Consider the following 23,337-nt stretch of genomic DNA (forward strand, 5'->3'; position numbering starts at 1 on the left):
GCACAGGTGACCACCGACCTGACCCTGCTGGAACGTGTCGCCTATTGCGGGCAGGAGGTCACCGCACCCCGGCTCCGGGCCCTTCTCGCGCTGCTCGCGGGCGAGTTGCGCACCGGCTGCAGCACCGAACGCCTGGTGGCGGGGCTGTGGCCGGACGCGTTGCCGGAGCGGCCGGCCAAGGCGGTGCAGGTGCTCGTGTCCAGGGCGCGGTCGCAGCTGGGCGCCGATGTCATCGCGGGCACGCCGACCGGATACCGGCTCGCCCTCGCCGAGGAACAGGTCGACAGCTCCGCCCTGTTGCTGCACGCCGCCGCGAGCGCGGAGCGGGGGAGGGCCGGTGACCACGCGGGGGCGCTGGCCGCGGCCGAGGCCGGGCTCGCCCTGTGGGAAGGAGCCCCTGCCGGGGTGGGCGATACGGACGACCCCTTGGCCGCGTTGCGCGCCGAACTCGCCCCCGTCCGCGGTGCACTCGTCCGCGCGCGGGCGCTCGCGCTTGCCCGCATCGGGCGGCACGCGGAGGCGGCCGTGCCGCTGGCCGTGGCCGCGTCGGAGCATCCCCGCGACGAAGAGGTACTCGCCGAGTTGCTGCGCGGCGAGGCGGTGACGGCTGGCCCGTCCGCCGCCCTGACACGGTACGAGGCCTACCGCCGCGAGCTGCGCGAGACGCTCGGCACGGATCCGGGCGCCGGGCTCAAGGCCGTACAAGAGGAGTTGCTGCTCGGCGAGGCGCCTGTCGTCAGGCACGGTGTGCCGCACGAGCCAAACCAACTCCTCGGCCGGGACGCGGACATCGCGGCGGTGCGGAGTCTGCTGCGCGCCTCACGCGCCGTCACCGTTGTCGGCCCCGGCGGCCTCGGCAAGACCCGGCTCGCGCACGCCGTCGGCCGTGCGGCCGAGCAGCGGGTGGTGCACTTCGTGCCGCTCGCCGCGCTCACCGCGGACGCGGACGTGGCCACGGAGGTGGCCTCCGCGCTCGGCGCGGGCGAGGGGCGGCACGGCGCCCTGAGCGGCCACGCCGCGGCCGACCCGGTGTCCGGCATCATCGGCGTGCTCGGCTCCGGGCCCGCGCTGCTGGTCCTGGACAACTGCGAGCAGGTCGTCCGGGGCGTCGCCGACCTCGTACAGGCCCTGGTCTCGTCCTCGAAGGACCTGCGGGTCCTTGCCACCAGCCGGGCCCCGCTGAGCCTCACGTCGGAGGCGGTGTACGCGCTGCCGGAGCTCGGCCCCGACACCGCGGTCGAGCTGTTCACGCAGCGGGCACGGGCGGCCAGGGCCGGTGTGGAGCTGCCGCCGGACGCGGTGGCAGAGCTGTGCCGCCACCTCGACGGGCTGCCGCTCGCCGTGGAGTTGGCCGCGGCGCGGGTGCGGGTGCTCTCGGTGCCGGAGATCGCCCGCCGCATCGGTGACCGGTTCGCGCTGCTGCGCGGCGGGGCACGGGACGTACCGGAACGCCATCGCACACTGCACGCGGTCGTGGAGTGGAGCTGGAACCTGCTCACGGAGGACGCCAGGGCGGCGCTGCGCACGCTGTCCGCGTTCCCCGGCGGTTTCGTGGGCGACGCGGCGGAGCAGGTCCTCGGCGATGAAGCGCTGCCGCTGCTCGAGGAGTTGACCGATCAGTCGCTGCTCACGGTCACCGACACCCCGGCGGGTGTGCGGTTCCGGATGCTGGAGTCCGTACGGGAGTTCAGCGCGGCTCGGCGTGCGGAGGCCGGTGAGGAGGACGAGGCGATCGGCCGATTCCTCACCTGGGCACGGGACTTCGGGGTCGCGTACCACGACGTGCTCGTCGGCACAGAACATTCCGTCGCCGCCCGGGAGCGGATCAGGGCCGAGCAGGACAACCTCGTGCCGGCGCTGCGGCACGCCCTGGCCCGTACGGACGGCGCAACCACGGCAGCCGTCACCTCCGTCCTCGCCGCTCTGTGGTTCACCGACTCCAACTACCCCCGCCTCACCGCGCTCGCCGCGGACACCGGCCCGCCTCTGTCGCACTACCGCCCGGCGCCCGCGTACGTCGAAGTCGCCCGCGCCGCGGCCGTGTTGTGCGCGGCGGCCCAGTTCATGAACTACGGGCCGCATGGCGCGCGCCACCTCGTGACACTCCGGCGGCTGCCCCCGGCCCCACCGGACACGCCGCTGCGCGCCACTGCGGCGGTGCTGAGCGCGGTTCCGGAGATGCTGCCTCCCGATTACGCGGTACTGCTCGAACTCTGCGCCGGCGGGCAGCCGCTGGTCGCCGGCATCGCCGAGTGCGTGGCCACCTACATCTGGGAGTACGAGCACGACATCGAGCGAGCGATCGCATCGGGCCGCAGGATGATCGCCGCGCTGACCCCGGTGGACAATCCGTCCCTTCGGCTCATGGGCCATTCCCGGCTGAGCGAACTGTGCCTGCGGACGGGGCAGGGCGAGGCCGCGTACGGGCATCTCAAGGCGGCGCTCGACGCGCTGCCGGGGCTCGGCCACGAGGACGACTACATCGGCATCCGCTCGGCTCTTGTCCTCGCCTGCCTGCAGCGCGGCGACCCGGACGAGGCCGAGCACTGGCTGCGGCAGGCGGAGGGTGCCAACACGGCCAACACCCCGCAGGAGGACACCTTTTACAGCCCCGACCTCGGCGGGCACGCCGAGATCGCGCTCGCCCGCGGGCTGACGGAACTCGGCCTCGGCCTGTGGCGCAGTGCCGTGGAACGCCTGCCCGAGACCGGCTCGATGCACAGCGACGACCCCTGGCTCGACCCGTGGGCGCTGCAGATCCAGTCGGCGGCGGTGACGGCGCACGCGCACGCCGGCCGTCTCGGGCTCGTAGCGGAGCCGGTCGACCGGCTGCGGCAACGGCTGCGAACGCTGCTTGCCGGCCCGCCCCGTACGCCGATGGAGCTCCCTGTGTTCGGGACGGTGCTGCACGCCCTTGGCATGGCGGGGCTCGCGTCCGCCGACGCCGCTGGCGAAACCGACACCGGTGCCGGGGCGGTACGGATGATCGCGCTGGCCGAACGGCTGCGCGTACTGCGCGAGTTCCAGCCCACCATGTCGGCGGCCCGCGCCCGTCAGGCGGCCGAGCACTCCGACCGGGCGGCGTACGCCGACGCGGTGTCGGAGTACGCCGCCCTGGAGCGGGACGAACTGTGGGAGGCGGCCCGCGCGGTTACTTCGGGTCGCGGCTGAACAGCGACGTGGACCAGCGGTAGCCGAGCGCGGCCAGGCCTACGCACCAGACGACGGCCATCCACCCGTTGTTGCCGATCTCGCTGCCGAGGAGCAGTCCGCGCAGGGTCTCGATGGCCGGCGTGAACGGCTGGTACTCGGCGAACGGCCGGAACCAGCCCGGCATCGCGTCGACCGGCACGAAGGCGCTGGAGATGAGCGGCAGGATCATCAGCGGCAGCGCGTTGTTGCTGGCCGCCTCGGCGTTCGGGCTGGCCATTCCCATCCCGACCGCGATCCAGGTGAAGGCCGTGGCGACGAGCGCGAGCAGGCCCAACGCCGCCAGCCACTCCAAGGCCGTGGCGTCGGTGGACCGGAAGCCGATGGCCACGGCGACGGCACCGACGAGGACCACGCTGAGGATCGCCTGCAGCACGCTGCCGACGACGTGCCCGATGAGCACCGAGCCGCGGTGGATCGCCATCGTACGGAAGCGGGCGATGATGCCCTCGGTCATGTCCATGGAGACGGACACCGCCGTCCCTGCCGGGGTGGCGCCGAGGGTCATCAGCAGGATGCCCGGGACGAGATAGGCGATGTAGGCGGAACGGTCGGCGCCGCCGCCACCGATACCCGCGCTCATCACGTCGCCGAAGACGTACACGAAGAGCAGCAGCAGGACGATCGGCGTCAGCAGGATGTTCAGGGTGAGGGACGGATAGCGCCGGGCGTGCAGGAGGTTGCGCCGCAGCATCGTGGAGGAATCGCGCGCGGCGAGGGAGAGGGAGCTCATCGGACGGCCTCCTTGGCCTGGTTGCTCTTGTCGGTGCTGCCGGTCAGGGCGAAGAAGACGTCGTCGAGGTCGGGGGTGTGCACGGTCAGCTCGTCGGCCTCGATGCCGGCGGCGTCCAGCCAGTCGAGGACGGCGCGCAGCTCGCGCTGGCTGCCGTCGCTCGGGATCTGCAACGACAGTGCCTCGTCGTTCCGGGTGGCATCGCGCAGGGCATCGGCGGCGCATCGGTACGCGACCGGATCGGAGAACCGCAGCCGCACGTGTCCGCCGGGGATGAGCCGCTTCAGTTCATCGGCGCTGCCCTCGGCGGCGATCTTCCCGTCGTTCAACACCGCGATGCGGTCGGCGAGTTCGTCGGCCTCTTCGAGGTACTGAGTGGTGAGGAAGACGGTGACGCCGTCGGAGACCAGCTCGCGGATGATGCCCCACATGTTGTGCCGGCTGCGCGGGTCGAGGCCGGTGGTCGGCTCGTCGAGAAAGATGATCCGCGGCCTGCCCACCAGCGTCATGGCGATGTCCAGACGCCGTCTCATGCCGCCGGAATAGGTGGCGGCGGGCTTGGTCGCGGCCTCCGCCAGGTCGAATCGCTCAAGGAGTTCGGCGGCGACCCGCCGCCCCTCGCGCTTGGACAGGTGGTGCAGATCCGCCATGAGGAGCATGTTCTCCTCGCCGGTGATCAGCCCGTCCACTGCGGAGAACTGCCCGGTGACACCGATCGCGGCCCGCACGGCCTGCGGGTCGGTGGCCAGGTCGTGGCCACCGACGTGCAGATCACCGGCGTCCGCCGTGATGAGGGTGGAGAGGATCTTCACGGCGGTGGTCTTGCCCGCGCCATTGGGACCGAGGAGGGAGAAGATCGTGCCCTGCGGCACTGCCAGGTCGATGCCGTCGAGGACCGTCTTGTCCCCGTAGGCCTTGCGCAGCCCCATGGCCGCGATGGCGAGTGGGGGCGATGTCGTGGTCGTCATGCCGCAGAGCGTGCGGCAGCGCGCATTCAGCGCGGTTTCACGATGGTTTCAGCGTCCGCAGGGGGGCCGCAGAGGGTGTCCACAGGGGGCCGCAGAGGGTCCGTCCGCACGAAACGAAAAAAGGCAAGGAGAGAACTCGCTCCTTGCCACTCTTAATTTATAGCGCACAGGGGGGCTTGCGGCAAGGCCCCGGTGGTGCCGCACAATCACTCGCCTAAGCCAGGACCTGAGGAAATAGGTGATTCACGAAGTGCGTGCATTGTTGTCGGTCAACGGGTCATGCGAGGACAGCGCGTTCGACCTTCCCGACACCCTCTCCCCCAAGGCCGACCCGACGCTGATCGACGGCGACGAGCGGCACTTCGCGGCCATCGCGGAGAGCCTCGAGCAGGCGATCGCCGAGGTGTCCGACCGCCTCGACGCCGAGCGCAGGGCGCCCGGCGGCATCGGCCGTGAGGCCATGGACCGGGACCTGGAGATCCACCGGCTGACCGGCCGACTGCGTGCCCTGCGCCGCTTCGGTCTTGACCTGTGCCTCGGACGTGTCGTCAGCGAGGACAGCCCCGATCCCGTGTACATAGGACGGCTCGGCCTCACCGACAGCGAGGGTCGCCGGCTGCTGCTCGACTGGCGCTCCCCCGCGGCCGAGCCGTTCTTCGCGGCGACCCACGCCAACTCGATGGGCCTGGCGAGCCGCCGCCGCTACCGCTGGACCCGCGGCCGGATCAGCGACTACTGGGACGAGGTGTTCACCGCCGACGGGCTCGACGGGCACGCCGCGCTCGACGACCAGTCCGCGTTCATCGCAAGCCTCGGCAGCAACCGCTCGGACCGGATGCGGGATGTGCTCTCCACCATCCAGGCCGACCAGGACGCCATCATCCGGGCCGGGTCCCGCGGCGCCCTCGTCGTCGACGGCGGTCCTGGCACGGGCAAGACCGTCGTGGCGCTGCACCGCACCGCCCACCTCCTCTACTCCGACCCCCGTCTCGGTCACCGTCGGGGCGGCGTGCTGTTCGTCGGTCCGCACCAGCCCTATCTGAGGTACGTCGAAGACGTCCTCCCCAGCCTCGGAGAGGAGGGCGTGCAGACCTGCACCGTGCGGGATCTCGTGACCGAGGGCGCGGGAGCCGTACAGGAAAGCGATCCGGACGTGGCGCTTCTGAAGTCGTCCGCCGCCATGGTGAAGGCGATAGAGAAGGCCGTCAGGTTCTACGAGGAGCCGCCCACCAAGGGGATGACGGTCTCGACCGACTGGGCCGACATCTGGCTGAGCGCCGACGACTGGGCCGAGGCGTTCGAAACACCGGGGGCGGGCACTCCGCACAATGAAGCGCGCGAGGAGATCTGGGAGGAGCTGGTCGCGATCTTGCTGGACAAGGCCGACGGCGATGTGCCGATCGACCTGTTCCGAAAGTCGCTGCGGCACGACGAAGAGCTGGTCACGACCCTCAACCGTGCGTGGCCGCTGATCGAGGCGACCGATCTCGTATCGGACTTGTGGTCGGTGCCCGCCTATCTGCGGATGTGCGCTCCCCACCTCGGCCCCGACGACGTCAAGAAGCTGCGCCGCCCGGAGGGCGAGGCCTGGACGGTGGCCGACCTGCCGCTCCTGGACGCGGCACGGCAGCGGCTCGGCGACCCGGAAGCGGCACGTCGGCGGCGTCGGCAGGAGGCCATCCTCGCCGCCCAGCGCGAGAGCATGGCGCAGGTCGTGGACAACCTGATCGTGGCCGCGGCCGACTCCGGCGCGGACGGTGACGACGGCGAAGGCCTGGTGACCATGTTGCGCGGCAAGGACGCACAGGTCAGCCTGGTCGACGAGTCCGAACTGCCCACTGCCGACCCGGACTTGCTGGCGGGACCGTTCGCGCACATCGTCGTGGACGAGGCCCAGGAGCTGACCGACGCGGAGTGGCAGATGCTGCTGCTGCGCTCCCCGTCCCGGAGCTTCACCATTGTCGGCGACCGCGCGCAGGCCAGGCACGGGTTCACGGAGTCGTGGCAGGAACGCCTTGAGCGGATCGGCCTCGACCGGATCGACGTGGCCTCCCTGAGCATCAACTACCGGACGCCGGAAGAGGTCATGAAGGAGGCCGAGCCGGCCATCCGGGCGGCGCTCCCGGACGCCAATGTGCCGACGTCCATCCGCAGCAGCGGAATCCCGGTCACCCACGGTTCCGTCACGGAGCTGCACTCGACCCTGGACACCTGGCTCGCCGCGAACGCCGAGGGAATCGCCTGCGTCATCGGCGATCCCACGTTCCGGGAGACGTCCCGCATCCGCTCGCTGACCCCGGGGCTGTCGAAGGGTCTTGAGTTCGACCTGGTCGTCGTCATCGACCCGGAGTCGTTCGGCGAGGGGATCGAGGGAGCGGTCGACCGCTATGTGGCGATGACCCGGGCGACCCAGCAGCTCGTCGTGCTCACAAGCGAGTGACACCGACGGGCGGTTGACGGAACGGCGGCAGCGGCGGCAGCGGGGGCTTCAGACCGCTGCCGCCGCTGCCACCCGGTGGGCAGGACGCATATAGGCCAGGATCTGACCTCTATGGCTCCTACCGTGTTCCTTGACCGACGGAGCGAGAACACCGGAAGGCAGAGACCATGACTGCAGACGAGCCGACCACCCGCGACCCGGACGAGGCGCCCGCCGTCAGCGGTGAGCGTGCGCAATGGTTGGCGGCGCTGGCCAAGAACCGGCATTTTCTGCGCTTCACCACCCGTGAGCTCACCGACGAGCAGGCCGGGCTGCGGACCACCGCCAGCAAGCTGTGCCTCGGCGGGCTGATCAAGCACGTCGCCGAAGTCGAGCAGAGCTGGGGGGACTTCATCCTCGGCGGCCCGGCGGCGATGCCTGATTACACGGCCATGACCGAGGCCGACTGGGCCAGCCGGGCCGACAGCTTCCGGATGCTGCCCGGTGAGACGCTCGCCGGCGTCCTGGACAACTACGCCGAGGTGGCGCGTCGTACCGACGAACTGGTCACCACGGTGCCCGACCTGGACGCCACGTGGCCACTGCCGAAGGCCCCGTGGACGGAACCCGGTGCGCAGTGGTCGGTCCGCCAGGTGTTGATGCACATCATCAGCGAGACCGCTCAGCACTCCGGGCACGCCGACATCATCCGTGAGTCCCTCGACGGCGCCACGAGCATGAGCTGACCGCCGGCGAGCCGGGCGATGGTCCGGCGCGGGTGCCGCGCCGGACCGCTTCACGTACGTACGGCTATGACGTGAAAGGACGCTGCCGCTGCGGCAGTTGTCAGCTCGCCGCGAGGTTCGCGAGGAGTTCGGCGGCCGGCTTCGGGCGGACGAGCCACTGCAGGTGGCTGCCCTGGAGCGTCCGGACGTCGAAGGGGTTGTCCGGGGTGAGCGTGTCGGCCTCGCGGATCATGCGGTCCTGCATGGCGAGCGGAATGCTGGCATCGCCGGTAAGACGCACGAAGGTCTTGGGAACCTTCCCCCACGTCGCGGCCTGTGCCCGGTCGCCGGCCGCGCCGAAGTCGAGGTTCTCGTCGGGCTGGAAAGTGTTCAGGAACGTGTGGAACTCGTCGTCGGTGAGATCGGCGGCGAAGGCCTGCCGCATCGCGGCCAGCACCCCGGGGTCGGCGGTGCGGAAGTTGATACGGATCAGACCGAGTTCGGCGGGGTTGCCCGCCATCGCCGGAGCGAAGGCAGCGGGGTCCACATCCGCCATCTCCGGCTCGCCGTAGTAGTCGGTGAGGTCGACGGGGCACCAGGCGGACGCGTACACGATCCGGTCGATCAGGTCGGGCCGGGCGTTGGCGGCGGCGGTGATCGTGACGCCGCCCCTGCTGTGGCCGACGAGGATGGTCGGCCCGTTCCGCTTCGCGCGTTCGAGGACTTCGATCACGCGGGCGACGTTGTCGGCGAGGGTGACGCCCTTGATGCTCCCCGGTGCCGCGGCGAGCGCGGCGAGATCCTGGGGAGCCTGGTAGGCGACGGGAAACGTCGCCTCGAACCCGTGCCCCACAAGGTCGACCGCGGCCGACCGGTGCCCGAGCAGGGCGAGTTCGGCCTGCAGCGGAGCGAACGAGAACGAGTTCGCGAAGGCGCCATGAACGAGTACGAATGTCGGAAGATTCTGCATTCCCGCAGCTTCCACCGAAACGATCTTCGAGACAAGGCCCGTCAGGCGTCGAAGCTCTGGCGGGAGGCTTCGATGTGGCCGATGTGCTGGTGGGTCCAGTCGCACATGCGGTGGACCATCTCGCGCAGGGCGAGGCCCGGTTCGGTGAGGGTGTACTCGACCTTCGGCGGCACGGTGGGGTACACGGTCCGCTCGACCAGGCCGTTGCGCTCCATCATCCGCAGGTTCTGGGTGAGCATCTTGTGGCTGATGCCCTCGACGCCCTTGCGCACCTCGCCGAAGCGCAGGGTGCTCTCACCCAGCGCGTCGATGATCAGGAGCGCCCACTTGTTGGCCACGTCCGAGAAGATCTCCCGCGCCAACGAGTCCGCGCGCGTCAGGTCCGCGTCCTCGGGGGAGCCGCTGAACTGCTTGGTCACCATGAGGTTCCTCAGTCACCGAAAAGTGCGTTCTTCCAGGTCAGCGGTCACTCTCCTACAGTTCCCGAGTAACCACAAGAGAGCGCGTCATGACTGAGGAGGCACACACATGGCCATCACCCTGGTGAACCCCGCCGGACTGCCGGAGATCGACGCCTACCGGCAGGTGTCGATCGCGACCGGGTCGAAGCTGGTCTTCATCGCCGGGCAGGTCGCCTGGACCGCCGACGGGGTCACGGTCGGCGAGGGTGACCTCGCCGCCCAGGTCGAGCAGTGCTACCTCAATATCGCCACCGCCCTGACCGAGGTCGGCGCGACCTTCGACGACGTGGCGAAACTGACGGTGTACGTCGTCGACTGGACCCCCGACAAGATGCCGCTGCTCATGGACGGCATGGCCCGGGCAGCCGAGAAGCTGGGGAGCGCACCGGTCCCGCCGGCCACGCTGATCGGCGTAGCGACGCTGGATGTCCCCGACCACCTGGTCGAGGTCGAAGCGACCGCGGTCATCGACTGAGCGGCTCGCTCACGACGGAAACCGGGCGAGCCCCGGTCGCCGAGCCTGCGGCGACCAGGGCTCTGAGTGGGCATCAGGCCGCGGGCGCGAAGCCGAACTTGTCGACGGCCTGGTAGTACGTCCAGGCCGTCGCGTTGCAGGAGGCCAGCTTGGCTCCGCTGTAGGCGGAGCAGACTCTCTTGAGGTCGGCGTAGAAGGCGCTGTCGACGCGCGCCTTGTTGGCGTCGAAGGCGCCCGCCTCCTTGTAGTTGCGGTAGCCGAAGTCATGCCGTGCACATGACATCTGGAAGGGGAAGCCGAAGGGGTTGTCGGGGGACGACGAGCAGTAGTCGGTGGACCAGTTGAAGGCGTAGGCGCTCCAGGCGCCCTGGTTCGCCCGGGCCGCGGCCCACGCGTCGTAGCTGCCGGCGCTGGTCTGGGTCCAGTTGCTGAGTACCTGGCCCTTGTCGGCGGGGACGGCCCCGGCCGGAGCGGCGACCGCCACGCTGAGGGCGAAGGCGGCGGCTGTCACGGATGTGGCAAGGAGCTTGCGGCGCACGGGTTCCTCCAGTGGGTACGAGACGCGGACTGGTACGTGCGCCGGCACGGGCGCGCACGCCACATGGCTCATACCCGTTTCTGATCCCCCCTCAGACAACTTGCGTCCGAACGGAGTTCAAGCACAGGATCTTGGCATCGGCCCTGCCGGCGCCGAAAGATTCGCACCGCTCCACCGCTGTCACGTGGCATGCAGACCAACACCGGGAGGCATCGCCCGGTCATTTGGGGCCGGTGCGCGACGTGAGGACTTCCATGGCACTGAACATCGAGGACCGCATCGCCATCTCCGAGTTGATCTCGATGCACGGCCACTTGTGCGACGACGGAGAGCTCGACCGGCTTGACGAGTTGTTCACCGACGATGTCGTGTACGACGTCTCCGACTTCGGGATGGACCCGCTGGAGGGAGTGGAGGCCATCCGCGCGGCGGCATTCGCCCTGGGCGAGGCGAATCCCGTGGGTCATCACGTCACGAACATCGTGCTCGGCGAGGGAGCCGGCGGCCAGGTGCTCGCCCGCTCCAAGGGCATCGGCGTCAACGCGGACGGCACGAGCGGCACCGTCACCTACGAGGACACCCTGGTGCCCACCGATCGGGGCTGGCGCATCAGCCACCGCAAGGTCGTCGCGCGGCGGGTGCCGCTGAGCGGGCGAACGAAGTGAATTCGCAGTCTGAACTCACCGCTTGAACTCGCCGCCCGGTGAGGTCGCCGGTCAGCCGAACTGGCCGGGCCGGTAGTCGCCGCCGGGCCGCTGCGTGATGACGTTCAGGCGGTTGAAGGCGTTGATGATGGCGATGACCGACACCAAGGCGCCGAGCTGCTCCTCGTCGTAGTGCTTGGCGGCGTTCGCCCATACCTCGTCGGAGACACCTTCGGCCGCGTCGGCGATGCGGGTGCCCTCCTCCGCCAGGGCCAGGGCGGCCCGTTCGGCATCCGTGAACACCGTGGCGTCGCGCCAGGCGGCGACCAGATGGAGCCGCGCCGGGGCCTCACCGGCGGCTGTGGCCTCCTTGGTGTGCATGTCGATGCAGAAGCCGCAGCCGTTGATCTGGCTGACACGCAGCAGCACCAGCTCCCCCGTCGCGGCCGGCAGCGTCGTCTCGGCGACCGCCTTGGCCGCCGAGACGAGGCCCTGCACGGCCTTGGCCGCCACCGGGTTGGTGAGGTGGTCGAGTCGCGTCTGCATGGTGATCTCCCTTTCGTGCCCGGCCGTTCCGCCCGTGGACGGAACGGCTGTTCGCGGGATCGTCTTGGTCCCAGCACTACCGACGAGGCGGCCCCGCGGATTGTGAGGCGGCGCGCCGACGTCACATTTCGCGGGGCCGCCTCGTCGTACTGGTGACCACCGGCACAGCCAAGGGAGCGGCGACACGATGAGGACCCCATCCGCGCCGGGAGACGGCAGGCTCGATCCGGCCCTGAGCACGATCATGAGCGAGCGGCGTCAGCTGACCGGCCTCGCCTACCGGCTCCTGGGCTCGCTGGCCGACGCCGAGGACGTCGTCCAGGAGACGTACACCCGCTGGTACGCGATGTCCCCTCACCAGCGCGCGGTCATCGCATCGCCCGGCGCCTGGCTGACCAAGGTCGCGAGCCGCGTCTGCCTCGATCTGCTCGGCTCGGCACGCGCCCGCCGCGAACGCTATGTGGGCGAATGGATTCCCGAGCCCCTGCCCCACCACGCGGACTGGGTCAACGGGCGGCCGGGCGGCACTGCGGCCGACCCCGCCGACCGCGTCACCCTGGCCGAGTCGATCAACATGGCCTTCCTCGTCGTGCTCGAAACCATGACCCCCGCCGAGCGTGTCGCGTTCATCCTCCACGACGTCTTCCAGTACCCCTTCGCGGACGTCGCCGAGATCGTCGGCCGGACGCCCGCCGCATGCCGCCAGCTGGCCACCTCCGCCCGCCGTCGCATCCGGGCCTCCGAGGCACCCGCCACGTCCGCTTCCCGGCGGGCCGACATCGTCAGAGACTTCAAGCAGGCCTGGGAAGCCAGAGACATCGCCGCCCTCATCAGCCTGCTCGACCCCGACGCCACGGGACTTTCCGACGGCGGCGGCGTGGTCAGGGCCGCACTCGATCCCATCCAGGGCGGCGAACAGCTCGCGCGCTACCTGATCGCCCTCACCAGTGCGACATCGGACCTCGACCGGACGCTCCTGGAGCGCACGGTCAACGGCCAGCCCGGCCTGGTCATCCAGCAGGACGGCATCACCACTGGGGTGATCGCCTTCGACATCGCGGGCGACCGGATCAAGCACCTCTGGGCGGTACGGAACCCCGAGAAGCTCCGCCCGTGGAGAAGGGTCTGACGCAGGCCGCCGCGCCGCCCCTGCCTAGAATCCGCACCGGCGATCGCCGCGACGCCACCGAGGAGAAGAGCTGTCGATGACTTTCCGCCTGCACCTGGGTCAGGTTGCCGCGCGCACCCTGGCCGAGTTCCCCGAAGAGGTGGCGTCCGAGATCTATGCCGTCACGTTCCGGATCGACAGCGTCGACCAGGATCCTCGGTTCCCGTATCTGGCGATCGGCTACAACACCGAGACCGAGGTGGCCCGGCTGCTCGCCGAACTGGGTCCCCGCGAGGCGTGGGAGGCCCGCTGGAACTACGCCTATTTCCCGCCCTCGGGCCTCGAAGGCGTACGCATCACCGGCCACGATCCCCAACACGACCCGGCCGGCGCCGAGTTGCACCGCCACGAGGCGATGGAACAAGGCCTTTGGTACGAGGATGACCAGGCCGCAGCGGAAGGCCTCTCCGAGGAGGAGCAGGAGGAACGCGACGAGCGGCTCGCGGAGGAGTTCAACGCGCTCTGCGTCGACGTGGCCCGCGAGCTCCACGCGGAGGGCCACCTCGTCCGCGCTCTGGGGCGGCCGCTGCCGGTGATCCTCTACGACATGTTCGCCCCTGACGAGATGTTCGCCCTCACCCGGGCCGCCAACCCGCCAGAGCTGGTTGCGGAGTTCCTCAGCGAGGATCCCGAGGGCCAGGCCTGAAGTTCACCTTCCTGCGACCAATTCCCGTACGGGCAGGAGCCGCGCCTTCTTGATGTCCGGGCCGTCGGACGTTCCGGGGAAGACCCAATAGCCGTGTTCCTCACGGGGCTTGAAGAAGCCCCGGTAGCCGATGAGGAGTTCGGCGGCGCCGTCGCGGTCGAGGTCGGCGGCGGCGACGTCCCAGCCGAAGTTGTCGGCGTCCGCACTGTGCGAGGGACGGCTCGGCAGGTCGAGCCGGAGGCGATCGATGGTGAGCGGGTCCGCGTAGCCGCCGTCGGGCCGCGAGAGCAGGATGGTCACGTTGCCCGCCGGTTTGTTGCGGGAGTCCCGGTACACCAGGTCGTCCTGGCCGTCGCCGTTCAGGTCGGCGCGGGCGGGGCCTCCGGTGTAGCCGACGGTCCGCAACGTTCCGGGCGGGTCCTCGCCCCCGGTGTCGTAGGGGGCGGGAAGGCGGCTGGTGCGGGCGCCGGGGCCGTGCGGTCCTCCGTGCAGGATCGTCCCGTCGGTCTGGAGGATGTCCGTGAACCGGTCGCCGTCCAGTTGTCCGACGGTGAGCAGCGGCGTGCTCGTCCCGTCGCGGTCCGGCAGCGGCAGAGTGCTCCCCACGTCGGCGGGCAGGGCGGCGACGGCTGGACCTGCGGGCGTACCACGGTAGAAGCGGGTGTCGGTGAGGCCGCGGGGCAGGCGGTCCTCGTCGTACCAGTCGGACACGTCCTGGTCCTCCGCCGGCAGGGGCAGCCCGCCGCGGGTGACCACGTCGTCGCGGCCGTCTCCGTCGAAGTCGCCGGTGACGAAGGTGGACACACCCACGTATCCACCCTGGGTGGCCTCGACGGCTGCGGTCCTTCGGGGTGCGCCGGCGCGGGTGAACGGCCCGTAGAGGATGGTGAGGCAGGCCGTTGGACGCGGCACGTGGAAACCTGCGGGCTCCATGTCGCGGCCCTCCGGCAGCCCGATCAGGTCAAGGGCCTCGTCTCCGTCGAAGTCGCCGGCCGACGCGAACAGCGGGTCGTCGGCGGGGAGTCGCGCCGCACGCGGGGTGCCTTTCTTGGTGCCCCAGACGATGCTCTGTCCGGTCCAGTTGTGTTCGCGGTTGCGGAACAGGTTCTGGACGACGAGGTCCGCAAGGCCGTCGCCGTCCAGGTCCCCCATGAGGTGGGCGGCGCTGTTCATGACCAGCGGGCGGGTGCTGGTGGCCGGGTCGAGTCCGGGAAGGCTCAGCGGGACGGCGGCGGCCGGTGCGATGCCTCGCGCCGAGCCGGCCACGAGGGCGCGGTGGTGCAGCCAGCCGCCGCCTTCCTTGGGGCGGTACCAGGCGTTGAGGTGGAGGTCGGGGAAGCCGTCGCCGTTGAAGTCCGCGCGATTGGCCTGCTGTCGCGGGGCTGCCGGTGCGGTGCGCTCCGAGGCGGCGGGCGGTGCGGCGCACTCGGCCGGGGCGACGGCCGGCGCCTTGCCGTCCGACTCGACGGGCGGCGTGGGCTGCGGTACGCCCGGGTTGCTGTGCCCACTGGAGGAACCGGAGAAATGGACGTACGCCACCACGCTCGCGAGAGTCAGCGCAAGGACGACGAGGGCGATGACGGCGATACGGCGACCGGCCCCGGCCCCGGCCCCGGCCCCGGCCCCGGCCCCGGCCCCGGCCCCGGCCCGAGTCGGCGCCTTGGGACGGAGGCCGTGCGGCGAAGGTGTGCTCACAGGCTTGACTGACCGTTCAGCGGCACCAAAGGTTGCACCTCAATCACCCCCATCACTTCCATCACTGCCACCCCTGATTCCCCACACCACGCGTCCGCCTCTGAAAAGATCTGCCTCCAGGGGCAGTTGGCCGAAGACGGGGAGTGTCGATGGAAGCTCTGCAGGCGGGTGACCCGGACCGGGTGGGCGGCTACCGGCTGGTGGGGCGGCTTGGCGCAGGCGGCATGGGGCAGGTCTTCCTCGGCCGTTCCGCGGGCGGCCGCCCGGTGGCGGTCAAGCTGGTCCGCCCGGAGTACGGGACCGACGCGGGGTTCCGTCGCAGCTTCGCCCGGGAGGTGGAGGCGGCCCGGCGGGTGGGCGGCTTCTACACCGCCCAGGTCATCGACGCCGATCCGCACGCGGAGCGCCCCTGGCTCGTCAGCGCGTACGTACCGGGGCCTTCGCTGCAGACGGCGGTCTCCGAGCACGGCACGCTGCCGGCCAAGACACTGCGCGTACTGGCGGCGGGACTTGCCGAAGGGCTCGGCGCCGTACACAACTGCGCCCTGGTGCACCGCGATCTGAAGCCGGGCAACGTCATCCTGGCCTCCGACGGGCCGCGCGTCATCGACTTCGGGATCGCCCGCGCCCTGGAGGCCACCACCCACACGGCGACCGGCGTCATCTCCGGCACGCCCGCCTACATGTCGCCGGAGCAGGCCCGCGGCGACACCGACATCACTCCCGCCAGCGACGTCTTCTCGCTCGGCTCCGTGCTGGCCTTCGCCTCGACCGGCGCCTCTCCCTTCGGCGTCGGGCATCCGGCGGCCGTGCTCTACCGGATCGTCCAGGAGGAGCCCGATCTGTCGCTGGTCGACAACGAGTTGCGCGGTCTTGTGGCCGCCTGCCTGGCCAAGGATCCGGCCGCCCGGCCGGAGATGGCCGAGATACTGCGCGCCTTCGCGGGCGCCGACGCGAGCGACGACTGGCTGCCGCAGCGGGTCACCACCTTGATCGGCGACGTCGAGGCCGAGATCGGCAATGACGCCGATGACGGTGACGACTTCTATGACGCTGAAGGCGGCTCGATCGAAGACGGCGATCTCGACGGTCTCGGCGGTCTCGGTGCTCGCGCGAGCCGTGACGGTGCGACCCGCCGCGACACGACCGCCCCGGACTCCCCACCCCGCCGCGGTCTCTCCCGGTTCGTGCCGGGCCGTCGGCGGGCGGCGGCCGGCACCTCGCCTGCCGTCGCGGAGCCCGGCTCGGTCGAATGGGGCTGGAACGGTCTGCCGTGGGGTGCGACGGTCGCCGATTTCCGGGCGCGGTTCTCCGCCGCCACGCAGGAGAACGGCGAGTGGTGGGTCACGGGCCAAGGCCCGGAGACGTTCTGCGACGTCGTGATGAATACGCAGTACGGCTTCAACGCCCGCGGCCGGCTGTATCTGGTGGTCTTCTACCCCGAGGCCGAGGACCGGGAGAGGCTGCCAGTGGCCGTGCTGACGACGATGGGCGCGCCCGACGGCTCGACGACGAAATGGACGAGGGGCAAGGTCGTGGTCGACGTGAAGGTGGCGGGCATAGCCGCCAGCATCACGCACCTCGGCTTCGACGACGCCCGCTGACGGCATCGGCGGGGTGGGCCTGACCCGGGGGGATGTGATGGGCGTGCTCCTTGCGCCGCCGAGCGTCGACGAGGCCGTCGACGGCTATCTGGAAATGGACTTCGTGGGGCCCGCCACCGTCCGGGTCGGCGCGTATTCCGGCATGGCCGCCAACGACGTCGTCACCGTTAGCTGGGTGACGTGGAGCCATCGCTGGGAGTCGCGGCTGCGGATCGCGGGCACGTGGGTGGGCGGGGCGGTGGCCGTCCGGATTCCCCATCTCTACGTCACCCGGTCGGCGACCTGGGTGTCGTACGCCGTCGAGCGCTTCGACGGAGGCAGCTTGCGGTCCGGGGTCCTGGCGCTGAACGGGGCGGACCCGGAGGGCCGGCGCCCCTGACACCGCCGGGGCCGCTACTTGCCGCGGCGCGGCTTTCCGCGCTTGCCGCCCTTGGCGGCGCCTGAGCCGCCGCGGGAACCCTTGCCGGCCGGCTTGCCCGCCGTGGGCTTGCGGCGGGCGCCGCCCGTGTCGGGGCGCTTGGTCTTGGTCTGCTTGGCCGGGGCCGGCTGCGTACGGCCGCGGGAGCTGTTGACCGTCCGTCCGCGCACGATGCCGATGAAGTCCTCCACCAGATCGGTGGTCTCCTCCTCCGGCCAGGACAGGGCGATGCGTGACTCGGGGGCGCCGGTCAGCGGCCGGTAGGTGAGGTCCTTGCGGTGGTGCAGGCGGGCCAGGGACTGCGGGACGACAAGGACGCCCACGCCGGCCGCGACCAGTTCGATGGCGTCGGCGGTGGTGGCCGGGCGCTCATCGGCGGGCCGTCCCGGCAGCTGCTCCCAGTCGAGGGTGTCGTCGAGAGGGTGCAGCACGATCTCGTCGGCGAGGTCCTCGCAGGACGCCTCCTCGACGGCTGCCACGACGTGGTCCTTGGGGATCACGACCACGGTCGTCTCGGTGTAGAGGGGGATCGCGCTGAGGTCCGTGCGGTCGACGGGCAGACGTACGAAACCGGCGTCGGCGTCAGGGCCGCGCAGCAGGTCGAACGCTTCGGCGGCGGACACCGCGACGAGGGTCAGCGGGATGTCGGGAAGCCGCTCGTTCCAGATCCGCACCCACTTGGTGGGCGTCACCCCCGGGACGTACGCGAGCCTGAAGGAAGGGGCTACCTGCGAGTCTGTCACTCCGCCAGATTACCCGGCGTGGTCAGCGGTAGCTCACATGCTCGATACCCTTGGCACCATGACGTCGCACCAGACCGCCCAGACCATGAAGCCCGCGACCGCGGCGAAGAAGCTGGGTGTGTACCTCGAGGCCACCCCCGCCGAGTTCCAGGAGGGTGTCGTCTCGCGCACCGAGCTGACCTCCCTGCAGACCGATCCGCCCGCGTGGCTGCAGGAGCTGCGCGCCAACGGCCCGCACCCCCGGCCGGTGGTCGCGTCGAAGCTGGGCGTCTCCATCGCCGGTCTCGCGCGCGGCGGGGTCACCGAGGCGCTCACCACGGAGCAGATCGAGGCGCTGAAGACGGAGAACCCGGAGTGGCTGCAGAAGGAGCGCGCCACGCAGGCCGAGGTCCGCAAGGAAACGGTGCGGATCAAGGAGAAGCAGAAGGAGAAGGAAGCGCAGCGGGCCGACCAGTCCCGCGGCCCGCGTTCCTGACCCCTGGCCCAGTGAGGTCAGACGCTCCCGGCGCGGTCAGAGCCTGAAGACCCGCCGGGCGTTGCCGGACAGGAACAGGTCGGTGGCCTCCTCGTCCAGATCAAGATCACCCAGGTGCTCAAGGGCCTGGCTGGGCGTGATCATGGGGTAGTTCGAGCCGAACAGCACCTTCCCGCGGCCCCGACCGCGTACGTAGTCGACGAGTTCGCGCGGGTAGCGGCGCGCGGTGTAGGCGCTGGTGTCGATGTAGACGTTGGCGTGCTTGTCGGCCACGGCGATCATCTCTGTCGTCCACGGGTAGCCGATGTGTCCGCACACGATGGTCAGCTCGGGGAAATCGAGGGCGACCTGGTCGATGTACGGGATGGGGCGGCCGGTCTCGGACGGGCGCAGCGGGCCGGTGTGCCCGACCTGGGTGCAGAAGGGGATGCCGAGGTCGACGCAGGCCGCGTACAGCGGGTAGTAGAGCCGGTCGGTGGGCGGGAGCTGCCACAGCCAGGGCACGATCCGCAGGGCCACGAAGTCGAGTTCCCGCACCGCGCGGCGCAGTTCGCGCACGGCCTCGACCGGCCGGGTGAGGTCGGCTCCCGCGACTCCGCGCAGCCGTCCGTGGGACTGGGCGACGAAGTCCGCGACCTCATCGTTGCTGATCAGCGGCCCCTGAGGGCCGTACCAGGCAGCCGCGAGCCCGATCTCGACGTCGGCGGCGGCCAGCGCGGCGACCGTGGTCTTGACCGGCAGTGGTTCCTCGAGGAGCTCCTGCCCCGTCCAGCGGCGCAGCGACTCGAACATCTCGTGGTTGGAGTGGCGGAGCGTGGGGTGCTGCATCCACGCGTCGATGACCGGCACGGGCTGCCTGCCTCTCTCTCGTGACGCGGCCTGCCGTCCTGCAGGGAGGCGCTAAGCGTCCGCTTAGGGGAGACCCTAGTCCCACGGCCCGCCGGAGGGCCACCCTCGGAAACCGCACTCCCCCTGGTCCGCTCCGAAGCCACCCCACCGATCTGCCGGTGCAAGGCCCCTGCAATTCTGATCCCGTGGCCCTCACCTCCTCCGCCCCGGAACCCATCACCGCCGATCCGCCCTCCTGCACCGTGAACCCGCTGCTCACGCAGTCGTGGCTGGATCTGGCGTTTCTGCACTGGGCCGTGGATCCGGCCGACGTGGCGCCGCTGCTGCCCGCCGGGACTGTGCCCGATGTGCATGAAGGGGTCACCTATGTGGGGCTCGTCGCGTTTCGGATGCACCGGGTCGGCTGGTTCCGGCTCCCCGGCATTCCGTACCTGGGCACGTTCCCCGAGACGAATGTGCGGCTGTACTCGGTGGACGGCCACGGCCGCCGCGGCGTCGTCTTCCGTTCCCTCGACGCCTCGCGACTGATACCGGTGGCGGTCGCGCGCGGCGCCTTCCGGCTGCCCTACCAGTGGTCCCGGATGAGCATCCGGCACAGCGGCGACATCGTCACGTACACGAGCAGCAGGCGCTGGCCGGGTCCGCGCGGCGCGCAGAGCCGGATCGCGGTGCGGGTGGGCGAACGGGTGGCGGAGCCCACCGAGTTCGAGCATTTCCTGACGGCGCGGTGGGGCATGCACAACACTTTCTTCGGGCGGCAGATGTTCCTGCCGAACGTGCACCCGCGCTGGCCGCTGCACCGCGCTGAACTGCTGGCCTGCGACGAGGACTTGGTCGTCGCGGCGGGGCTTCCCCGGCCGGTGGGCGACCCGGTGAGCGTGCTCTATTCGCCGGGTGTCCCGGTGCGCTTCGGACGTCCCGCACGCCCCGGCGGCATCCCCACTCCCTGACCGGCCGGAAGCCTCGACCCGGCCGGTCCTATGCTGGGCGCATGATCGAACTCCCCCTCTCCGCACTGGAAGTTGCCATGGTCGAGGCCGGTACGTCGGCCGCCGACGCGCTGCGCAACTGCGACGGTGCCGCCCAGGAACTCGACCGTCTCGGCTACCACCGGCTGTGGTTCGCCGAGCATCACCGCTCCCCCGCCATCGGCGCCTTCCCGCCGCCGATCATGACGGCACGCATCGCCGCCACGACGTCGCGCCTGCGGGTCGGCTCGGGCGGCGTACTCGCCCCCAATCACGCGCCCTTCACTGTGGCCGAGCAGTTCGCGACGCTGGCCGCGCTGCATCCCGACCGGATCGACCTCGGGATCGGGCGCGGGCCCGGGACCTTCGACGAGGGGACGGCGCGTGCGCTGCGCCGTGGGGCGGATCCGGCCACGGACGAGGAGTACGGCCGCGATGTCGCCGCGACGCTGGAGTTCCTCACCGAGGTCGGCCTCGGCGAACTGCCCGAGCCCTGGTTGCTGGCATCGAGCCGCGCGGGGGCGGCACTTGCCGCCGAACTGGGCCTGCCGGTCGCGTTCGCCCACCACATCCGCCCCGAGAACACCGTCGAGGCGCTCGCGCACTACCGGGAGGCGTTCCGGCCCTCCGCCTGGTGCGAGAAGCCGCGCGTCCTGGTGTGCGTGGAGGTGGTCTGCGCGGACACCCAGGAGCGGGCCGAGGAGCTGACGCGCCCCATGGCCGTGGTGAAGGCGGGCCTGCTCCAGGGGCACAGCGATGTCCCCTTCCCCAGCCCGGCGACGGCGGCGGCGCACCGGTTCGACGCCCGGGAGGAGGCGGCGCTGGCCGCGTTCGCCTCCCACCAGGCCCATGGGACACCGGAGTTGGTCGAGAAGCGCCTGACGCGTCTCGCGGAGACCACCGAGGCCGACGAGCTGATGCTGGTGACGCCCGTCTACGACCTCGCCGACCGCGTCCGGTCCTTCCAGTTGGTACGCGAACTCGCGACTCCGCTTGGTACGTGAACTCGCGACTCCGCTTGGTACGTGAGCCGGGGACTGGGGGCCTGCCAGCACACTCTCAGACGGAGCTGCGGGCCTCTTCGTAGTCAGGCTCCGGTATCGGACCCTTCTTCTTTCCGGCAGCAGGCAAGGTGATCAGCAGCACGGCTGCTCCGAGGAGTGCGATGACCGCGATCCAGCCCGCGCCGACGTGCATGGCATGGATGAACGCATCGTCAGCAGCCTGAGCAAGAGTGGGCCGGTGGATGGTGGCGGCGACGTGGCGGGCCTGTTCGGCGGAGACTCGCGCCTGATCCTGCACCGGACCGGGTGCACCCTCCAGCGAAGGTTCGATCGCACGTCGGTACATGATCGACATGATCGTGCCGCCTACGGCGATTCCGATCACGCTGCCGGTCTGTCGCACGGTGTTGGTGACGGCCGATCCCGCACCGGCCTGTTCCAACGGAAGGTCGCTGATCAATGCGGCCGTAACGGGGCCGATCACCATGCCGATCGACAGACCCTGAATCAGCAGCAAGATCTCGATCCAGACGAGTGGAGTTTGGAGTCCGAGAAAGCCGTACCCGCCCATGGTGAGCGCAGCCACGGTTAGCGCCGGCACCGTGACAAGGCGTAGTGGAAGGCGGCGAACCAGGCGCGAGGCAAGGGGCGCTCCGACGAGCGCGCCGAAAGCGGTCGGGATATTGGCCAGCCCCGCCTTCATCGGTGAAAATCCGAGCGCACCTTGCAGGTAAAACGCGTTATAGAAGGTGATGGCGGCCACACCGAAGAGCAGCAATCCGAGCGCCACATTGCCGCCACCGAATGTGCGTTGCGCGAACAGTCGGGGATCAAAGCTGGGCACCTTGACACGCAGTTCGACGAGTACGAAAACGGCCAGCAGAATGAGACCGACAACGATCGGCGCCCAGACGTCGGTACGACTCCACGCCGCCACCTGCCCCGCCCGGATCAGCCCGTAGGCCAACGCCACGAGCCCACTGATCGACAGCAACATTCCAGCGGGGTCCAGTGGCCGCGGAGTGGGGCTGCGGAAATTCGGAACCAGCACGGCGAGCCCGACCAACGCCAATGCCGCGACCGGGACATTGATGAGAAATACCGAGCCCCACCAGAAATGGTCGAGCAGGAACCCCGCAAGGACCGGGCCGGCAGCCATTCCGACACCGGCCGACGTCGAGAAAATGCCGATCGCGGCGGCCCGCGCGGGGCCGGTGAAGGTCCACATGAGGATGGCCATCATGGCGGGCGTGATCAGCGCGCTGCCCACACCCATCGCGGCTCGAGCCGCAATGAGCTGGCCCGTATCGCTTGCGTACGCCGCCCACAGCGAGGACCCGGTGAAGATCACCATGCCACTGGAAAAAACGGTCCGGTGACCGAACCGATCACCCAATGCGCCTGCAGTAAACATCAATGTGGCGAAGGCAAGGGTGTACGAACCGGTCGCCCATTGCAGCTGACCGGGATCGGCCCCCAGTCCATGGACCGGGTCTGCAAGGGTCTCGAGCGTAGTACTCAGGACGGTATTCTCTAGCCAAATCAGCAGCGAACAAAGCATAAGAACGGCAAGAATCAACTGCTGCCTGGACTTCGGCAACGTTGGAGGCGCGGTCATGAACACCTTCGGATGTCGATCGGCGGGAACTGAACGACTGGACGATAAGCAAACTCCACGACGCCGTCAAGCTTAGAATTTATTGCCAATACCGTTGCGACGGAACGGACGATATGCCCTCCGCCGGATTTGCGGGCTGAACAATTTTGTGCCCCTGGCGGATTTGCGAGTTGAGGGATTTCATGTCCCGGAGAGTTGCGACTGAGCGGATTTCATGCCCTCCACTGGCATGGCTCAGAGCGGCTTCGGCGCCGGGTCCAGTGCCAAGGCGACGGCTTGGTCGACGCTGAGCTGGGTGCCGCGGGTGAAGGCCATGCTGTCGAGGACCAGCAGCAGGCGTTTGTCCTCCAGGCGATCGGCCAGTGCCTCCTCCTGGGACCGTGTCGTGTGGTCGGTGACACCGGTCGCCGCGGCAACCGCGTGCACCAACAACTCGCTGTGCCGCACTGCAACCTGATCA

At 70.1% G+C, this 23,337-nt stretch carries 23 protein-coding genes; 12 read left to right on the forward strand and 11 right to left on the reverse strand.

The genetic code is table 11. The features are described from left to right. Positions 1-6 precede the first annotated feature (6 nt). Entirely contained in the window at positions 7-3,171 is a 3,165-nt protein-coding gene (locus tag OG453_RS39020; RefSeq protein ID WP_266873461.1) for a BTAD domain-containing putative transcriptional regulator, read from the forward strand. Here the strand turns inward: OG453_RS39020 and OG453_RS39025 are convergent. Continuing rightward, entirely contained in the window at positions 3,152-3,943 is a 792-nt protein-coding gene (locus OG453_RS39025) for an ABC transporter permease (protein WP_266873462.1), read from the reverse strand. The two genes, OG453_RS39020 and OG453_RS39025, sit on opposite strands and share 20 nt — an antisense overlap. Further along, complete coding sequence (locus OG453_RS39030) at positions 3,940-4,911, reverse strand: ATP-binding cassette domain-containing protein (RefSeq protein WP_266873463.1); 972 nt, start codon at positions 4,909-4,911, stop codon at positions 3,940-3,942. Before OG453_RS39030 ends, OG453_RS39025 begins: the two co-directional genes overlap by 4 nt. A 250-nt stretch (positions 4,912-5,161) precedes the next feature. Here OG453_RS39030 and helR point away from each other — a divergent pair, with 250 nt between their 5' ends. Further along, on the forward strand, positions 5,162-7,351 hold the full coding sequence (gene helR, locus OG453_RS39035; RefSeq protein WP_266873464.1) for an RNA polymerase recycling motor ATPase HelR: 2,190 nt from the start codon (positions 5,162-5,164) through the stop codon (positions 7,349-7,351). 167 nt (positions 7,352-7,518) lie between these two features. Beyond that, on the forward strand, positions 7,519-8,076 hold the full coding sequence (locus OG453_RS39040) for a DinB family protein (protein WP_266873465.1): 558 nt from the start codon (positions 7,519-7,521) through the stop codon (positions 8,074-8,076). 100 nt (positions 8,077-8,176) lie between these two features. Here OG453_RS39040 and OG453_RS39045 read toward each other — a convergent pair whose 3' ends face one another. Together OG453_RS39045 and OG453_RS39050 are read right to left on the reverse strand one after the other, a co-directional pair. Continuing rightward, entirely contained in the window at positions 8,177-9,025 is an 849-nt protein-coding gene (locus OG453_RS39045) for an alpha/beta fold hydrolase (RefSeq protein ID WP_266873466.1), read from the reverse strand. Between the two features lie 41 nt (positions 9,026-9,066). Then, entirely contained in the window at positions 9,067-9,447 is a 381-nt protein-coding gene (locus tag OG453_RS39050) for a helix-turn-helix domain-containing protein (RefSeq protein WP_266873467.1), read from the reverse strand. A 106-nt stretch (positions 9,448-9,553) separates the two neighbouring features. Between OG453_RS39050 and OG453_RS39055 the strand changes: the two genes are divergently transcribed. Continuing rightward, a complete protein-coding gene (locus tag OG453_RS39055; RefSeq protein ID WP_266873468.1) occupies positions 9,554-9,961 on the forward strand; it encodes a RidA family protein in 408 nt (135 codons plus the stop codon). Between the two features lie 73 nt (positions 9,962-10,034). On the opposite strand, the gene OG453_RS39060 is transcribed toward OG453_RS39055, so the two are convergent. After that, positions 10,035-10,499: a phospholipase gene (locus OG453_RS39060; RefSeq protein ID WP_266873469.1), complete on the reverse strand. Its 465-nt coding sequence runs from the start codon at positions 10,497-10,499 to the stop codon at positions 10,035-10,037. Between the two features lie 254 nt (positions 10,500-10,753). Here OG453_RS39060 and OG453_RS39065 point away from each other — a divergent pair, with 254 nt between their 5' ends. Further along, a complete protein-coding gene (locus tag OG453_RS39065) occupies positions 10,754-11,164 on the forward strand; it encodes a nuclear transport factor 2 family protein (RefSeq protein WP_266873470.1) in 411 nt (136 codons plus the stop codon). A 51-nt stretch (positions 11,165-11,215) separates the two neighbouring features. Here OG453_RS39065 and OG453_RS39070 read toward each other — a convergent pair whose 3' ends face one another. Beyond that, positions 11,216-11,689, reverse strand: coding sequence for a carboxymuconolactone decarboxylase family protein (locus tag OG453_RS39070; RefSeq protein WP_266873471.1), 474 nt, complete (start codon positions 11,687-11,689; stop codon positions 11,216-11,218). 187 nt (positions 11,690-11,876) lie between these two features. On the opposite strand from OG453_RS39070, the gene sigJ reads away from it, so the two are divergent. Together sigJ and OG453_RS39080 are read left to right on the forward strand one after the other, a co-directional pair. After that, positions 11,877-12,818 carry an RNA polymerase sigma factor SigJ gene (gene sigJ / locus OG453_RS39075; RefSeq protein ID WP_266873472.1) on the forward strand — a complete coding sequence of 314 codons (942 nt, stop codon included), beginning with the start codon at positions 11,877-11,879 and terminating at the stop codon, positions 12,816-12,818. Positions 12,819-12,894: 76 nt separating this feature from the next. Beyond that, positions 12,895-13,503 carry a hypothetical protein gene (locus tag OG453_RS39080; RefSeq protein ID WP_266873473.1) on the forward strand — a complete coding sequence of 203 codons (609 nt, stop codon included), beginning with the start codon at positions 12,895-12,897 and terminating at the stop codon, positions 13,501-13,503. Positions 13,504-13,506: 3 nt separating this feature from the next. On the opposite strand, the gene OG453_RS39085 is transcribed toward OG453_RS39080, so the two are convergent. Beyond that, the gene (locus OG453_RS39085; protein WP_266873474.1) at positions 13,507-15,198 is read right to left on the reverse strand and encodes a VCBS repeat-containing protein; all 1,692 of its coding nucleotides are present in this window, start codon (positions 15,196-15,198) and stop codon (positions 13,507-13,509) included. Positions 15,199-15,347: 149 nt separating this feature from the next. Here OG453_RS39085 and OG453_RS39090 point away from each other — a divergent pair, with 149 nt between their 5' ends. Both OG453_RS39090 and OG453_RS39095 read left to right on the forward strand, forming a co-directional pair. Continuing rightward, positions 15,348-16,802, forward strand: coding sequence for a serine/threonine-protein kinase (locus tag OG453_RS39090; protein ID WP_266873475.1), 1,455 nt, complete (start codon positions 15,348-15,350; stop codon positions 16,800-16,802). Positions 16,803-16,839: 37 nt separating this feature from the next. After that, positions 16,840-17,181, forward strand: a complete 342-nt coding sequence (locus tag OG453_RS39095; protein ID WP_266873476.1) for a hypothetical protein — start codon at positions 16,840-16,842, stop codon at positions 17,179-17,181. 14 nt (positions 17,182-17,195) lie between these two features. Here the strand turns inward: OG453_RS39095 and OG453_RS39100 are convergent, their stop codons facing one another. Beyond that, the gene (locus OG453_RS39100; RefSeq protein WP_266873477.1) at positions 17,196-17,963 is read right to left on the reverse strand and encodes a LysR substrate-binding domain-containing protein; all 768 of its coding nucleotides are present in this window, start codon (positions 17,961-17,963) and stop codon (positions 17,196-17,198) included. A gap of 58 nt (positions 17,964-18,021) precedes the next feature. On the opposite strand from OG453_RS39100, the gene OG453_RS39105 reads away from it, so the two are divergent. After that, positions 18,022-18,438 (forward strand): DUF5997 family protein, encoded by a 417-nt coding sequence (locus OG453_RS39105; protein WP_266873478.1) that lies wholly within the window; start codon positions 18,022-18,024, stop codon positions 18,436-18,438. 36 nt (positions 18,439-18,474) lie between these two features. Here the strand turns inward: OG453_RS39105 and OG453_RS39110 are convergent, their stop codons facing one another. Then, positions 18,475-19,287 carry an amidohydrolase family protein gene (locus OG453_RS39110; protein WP_266873479.1) on the reverse strand — a complete coding sequence of 271 codons (813 nt, stop codon included), beginning with the start codon at positions 19,285-19,287 and terminating at the stop codon, positions 18,475-18,477. Positions 19,288-19,472: 185 nt separating this feature from the next. On the opposite strand from OG453_RS39110, the gene OG453_RS39115 reads away from it, so the two are divergent. Together OG453_RS39115 and OG453_RS39120 are read left to right on the forward strand one after the other, a co-directional pair. Beyond that, the gene (locus tag OG453_RS39115; RefSeq protein WP_266873480.1) at positions 19,473-20,237 is read left to right on the forward strand and encodes a YqjF family protein; all 765 of its coding nucleotides are present in this window, start codon (positions 19,473-19,475) and stop codon (positions 20,235-20,237) included. A gap of 41 nt (positions 20,238-20,278) precedes the next feature. After that, complete coding sequence (locus tag OG453_RS39120) at positions 20,279-21,259, forward strand: LLM class flavin-dependent oxidoreductase (protein WP_266873481.1); 981 nt, start codon at positions 20,279-20,281, stop codon at positions 21,257-21,259. A 55-nt stretch (positions 21,260-21,314) separates the two neighbouring features. Here the strand turns inward: OG453_RS39120 and OG453_RS39125 are convergent, their stop codons facing one another. Both OG453_RS39125 and OG453_RS39130 read right to left on the reverse strand, forming a co-directional pair. After that, positions 21,315-22,877, reverse strand: a complete 1,563-nt coding sequence (locus tag OG453_RS39125; RefSeq protein ID WP_266873482.1) for an MFS transporter — start codon at positions 22,875-22,877, stop codon at positions 21,315-21,317. Between the two features lie 234 nt (positions 22,878-23,111). Beyond that, a complete protein-coding gene (locus tag OG453_RS39130) occupies positions 23,112-23,303 on the reverse strand; it encodes a hypothetical protein (RefSeq protein WP_266873483.1) in 192 nt (63 codons plus the stop codon). Positions 23,304-23,337 lie beyond the last annotated feature (34 nt).

Source organism: Streptomyces sp. NBC_01381, assembly GCF_026340305.1.
Lineage (GTDB): Bacteria > Actinomycetota > Actinomycetes > Streptomycetales > Streptomycetaceae > Streptomyces.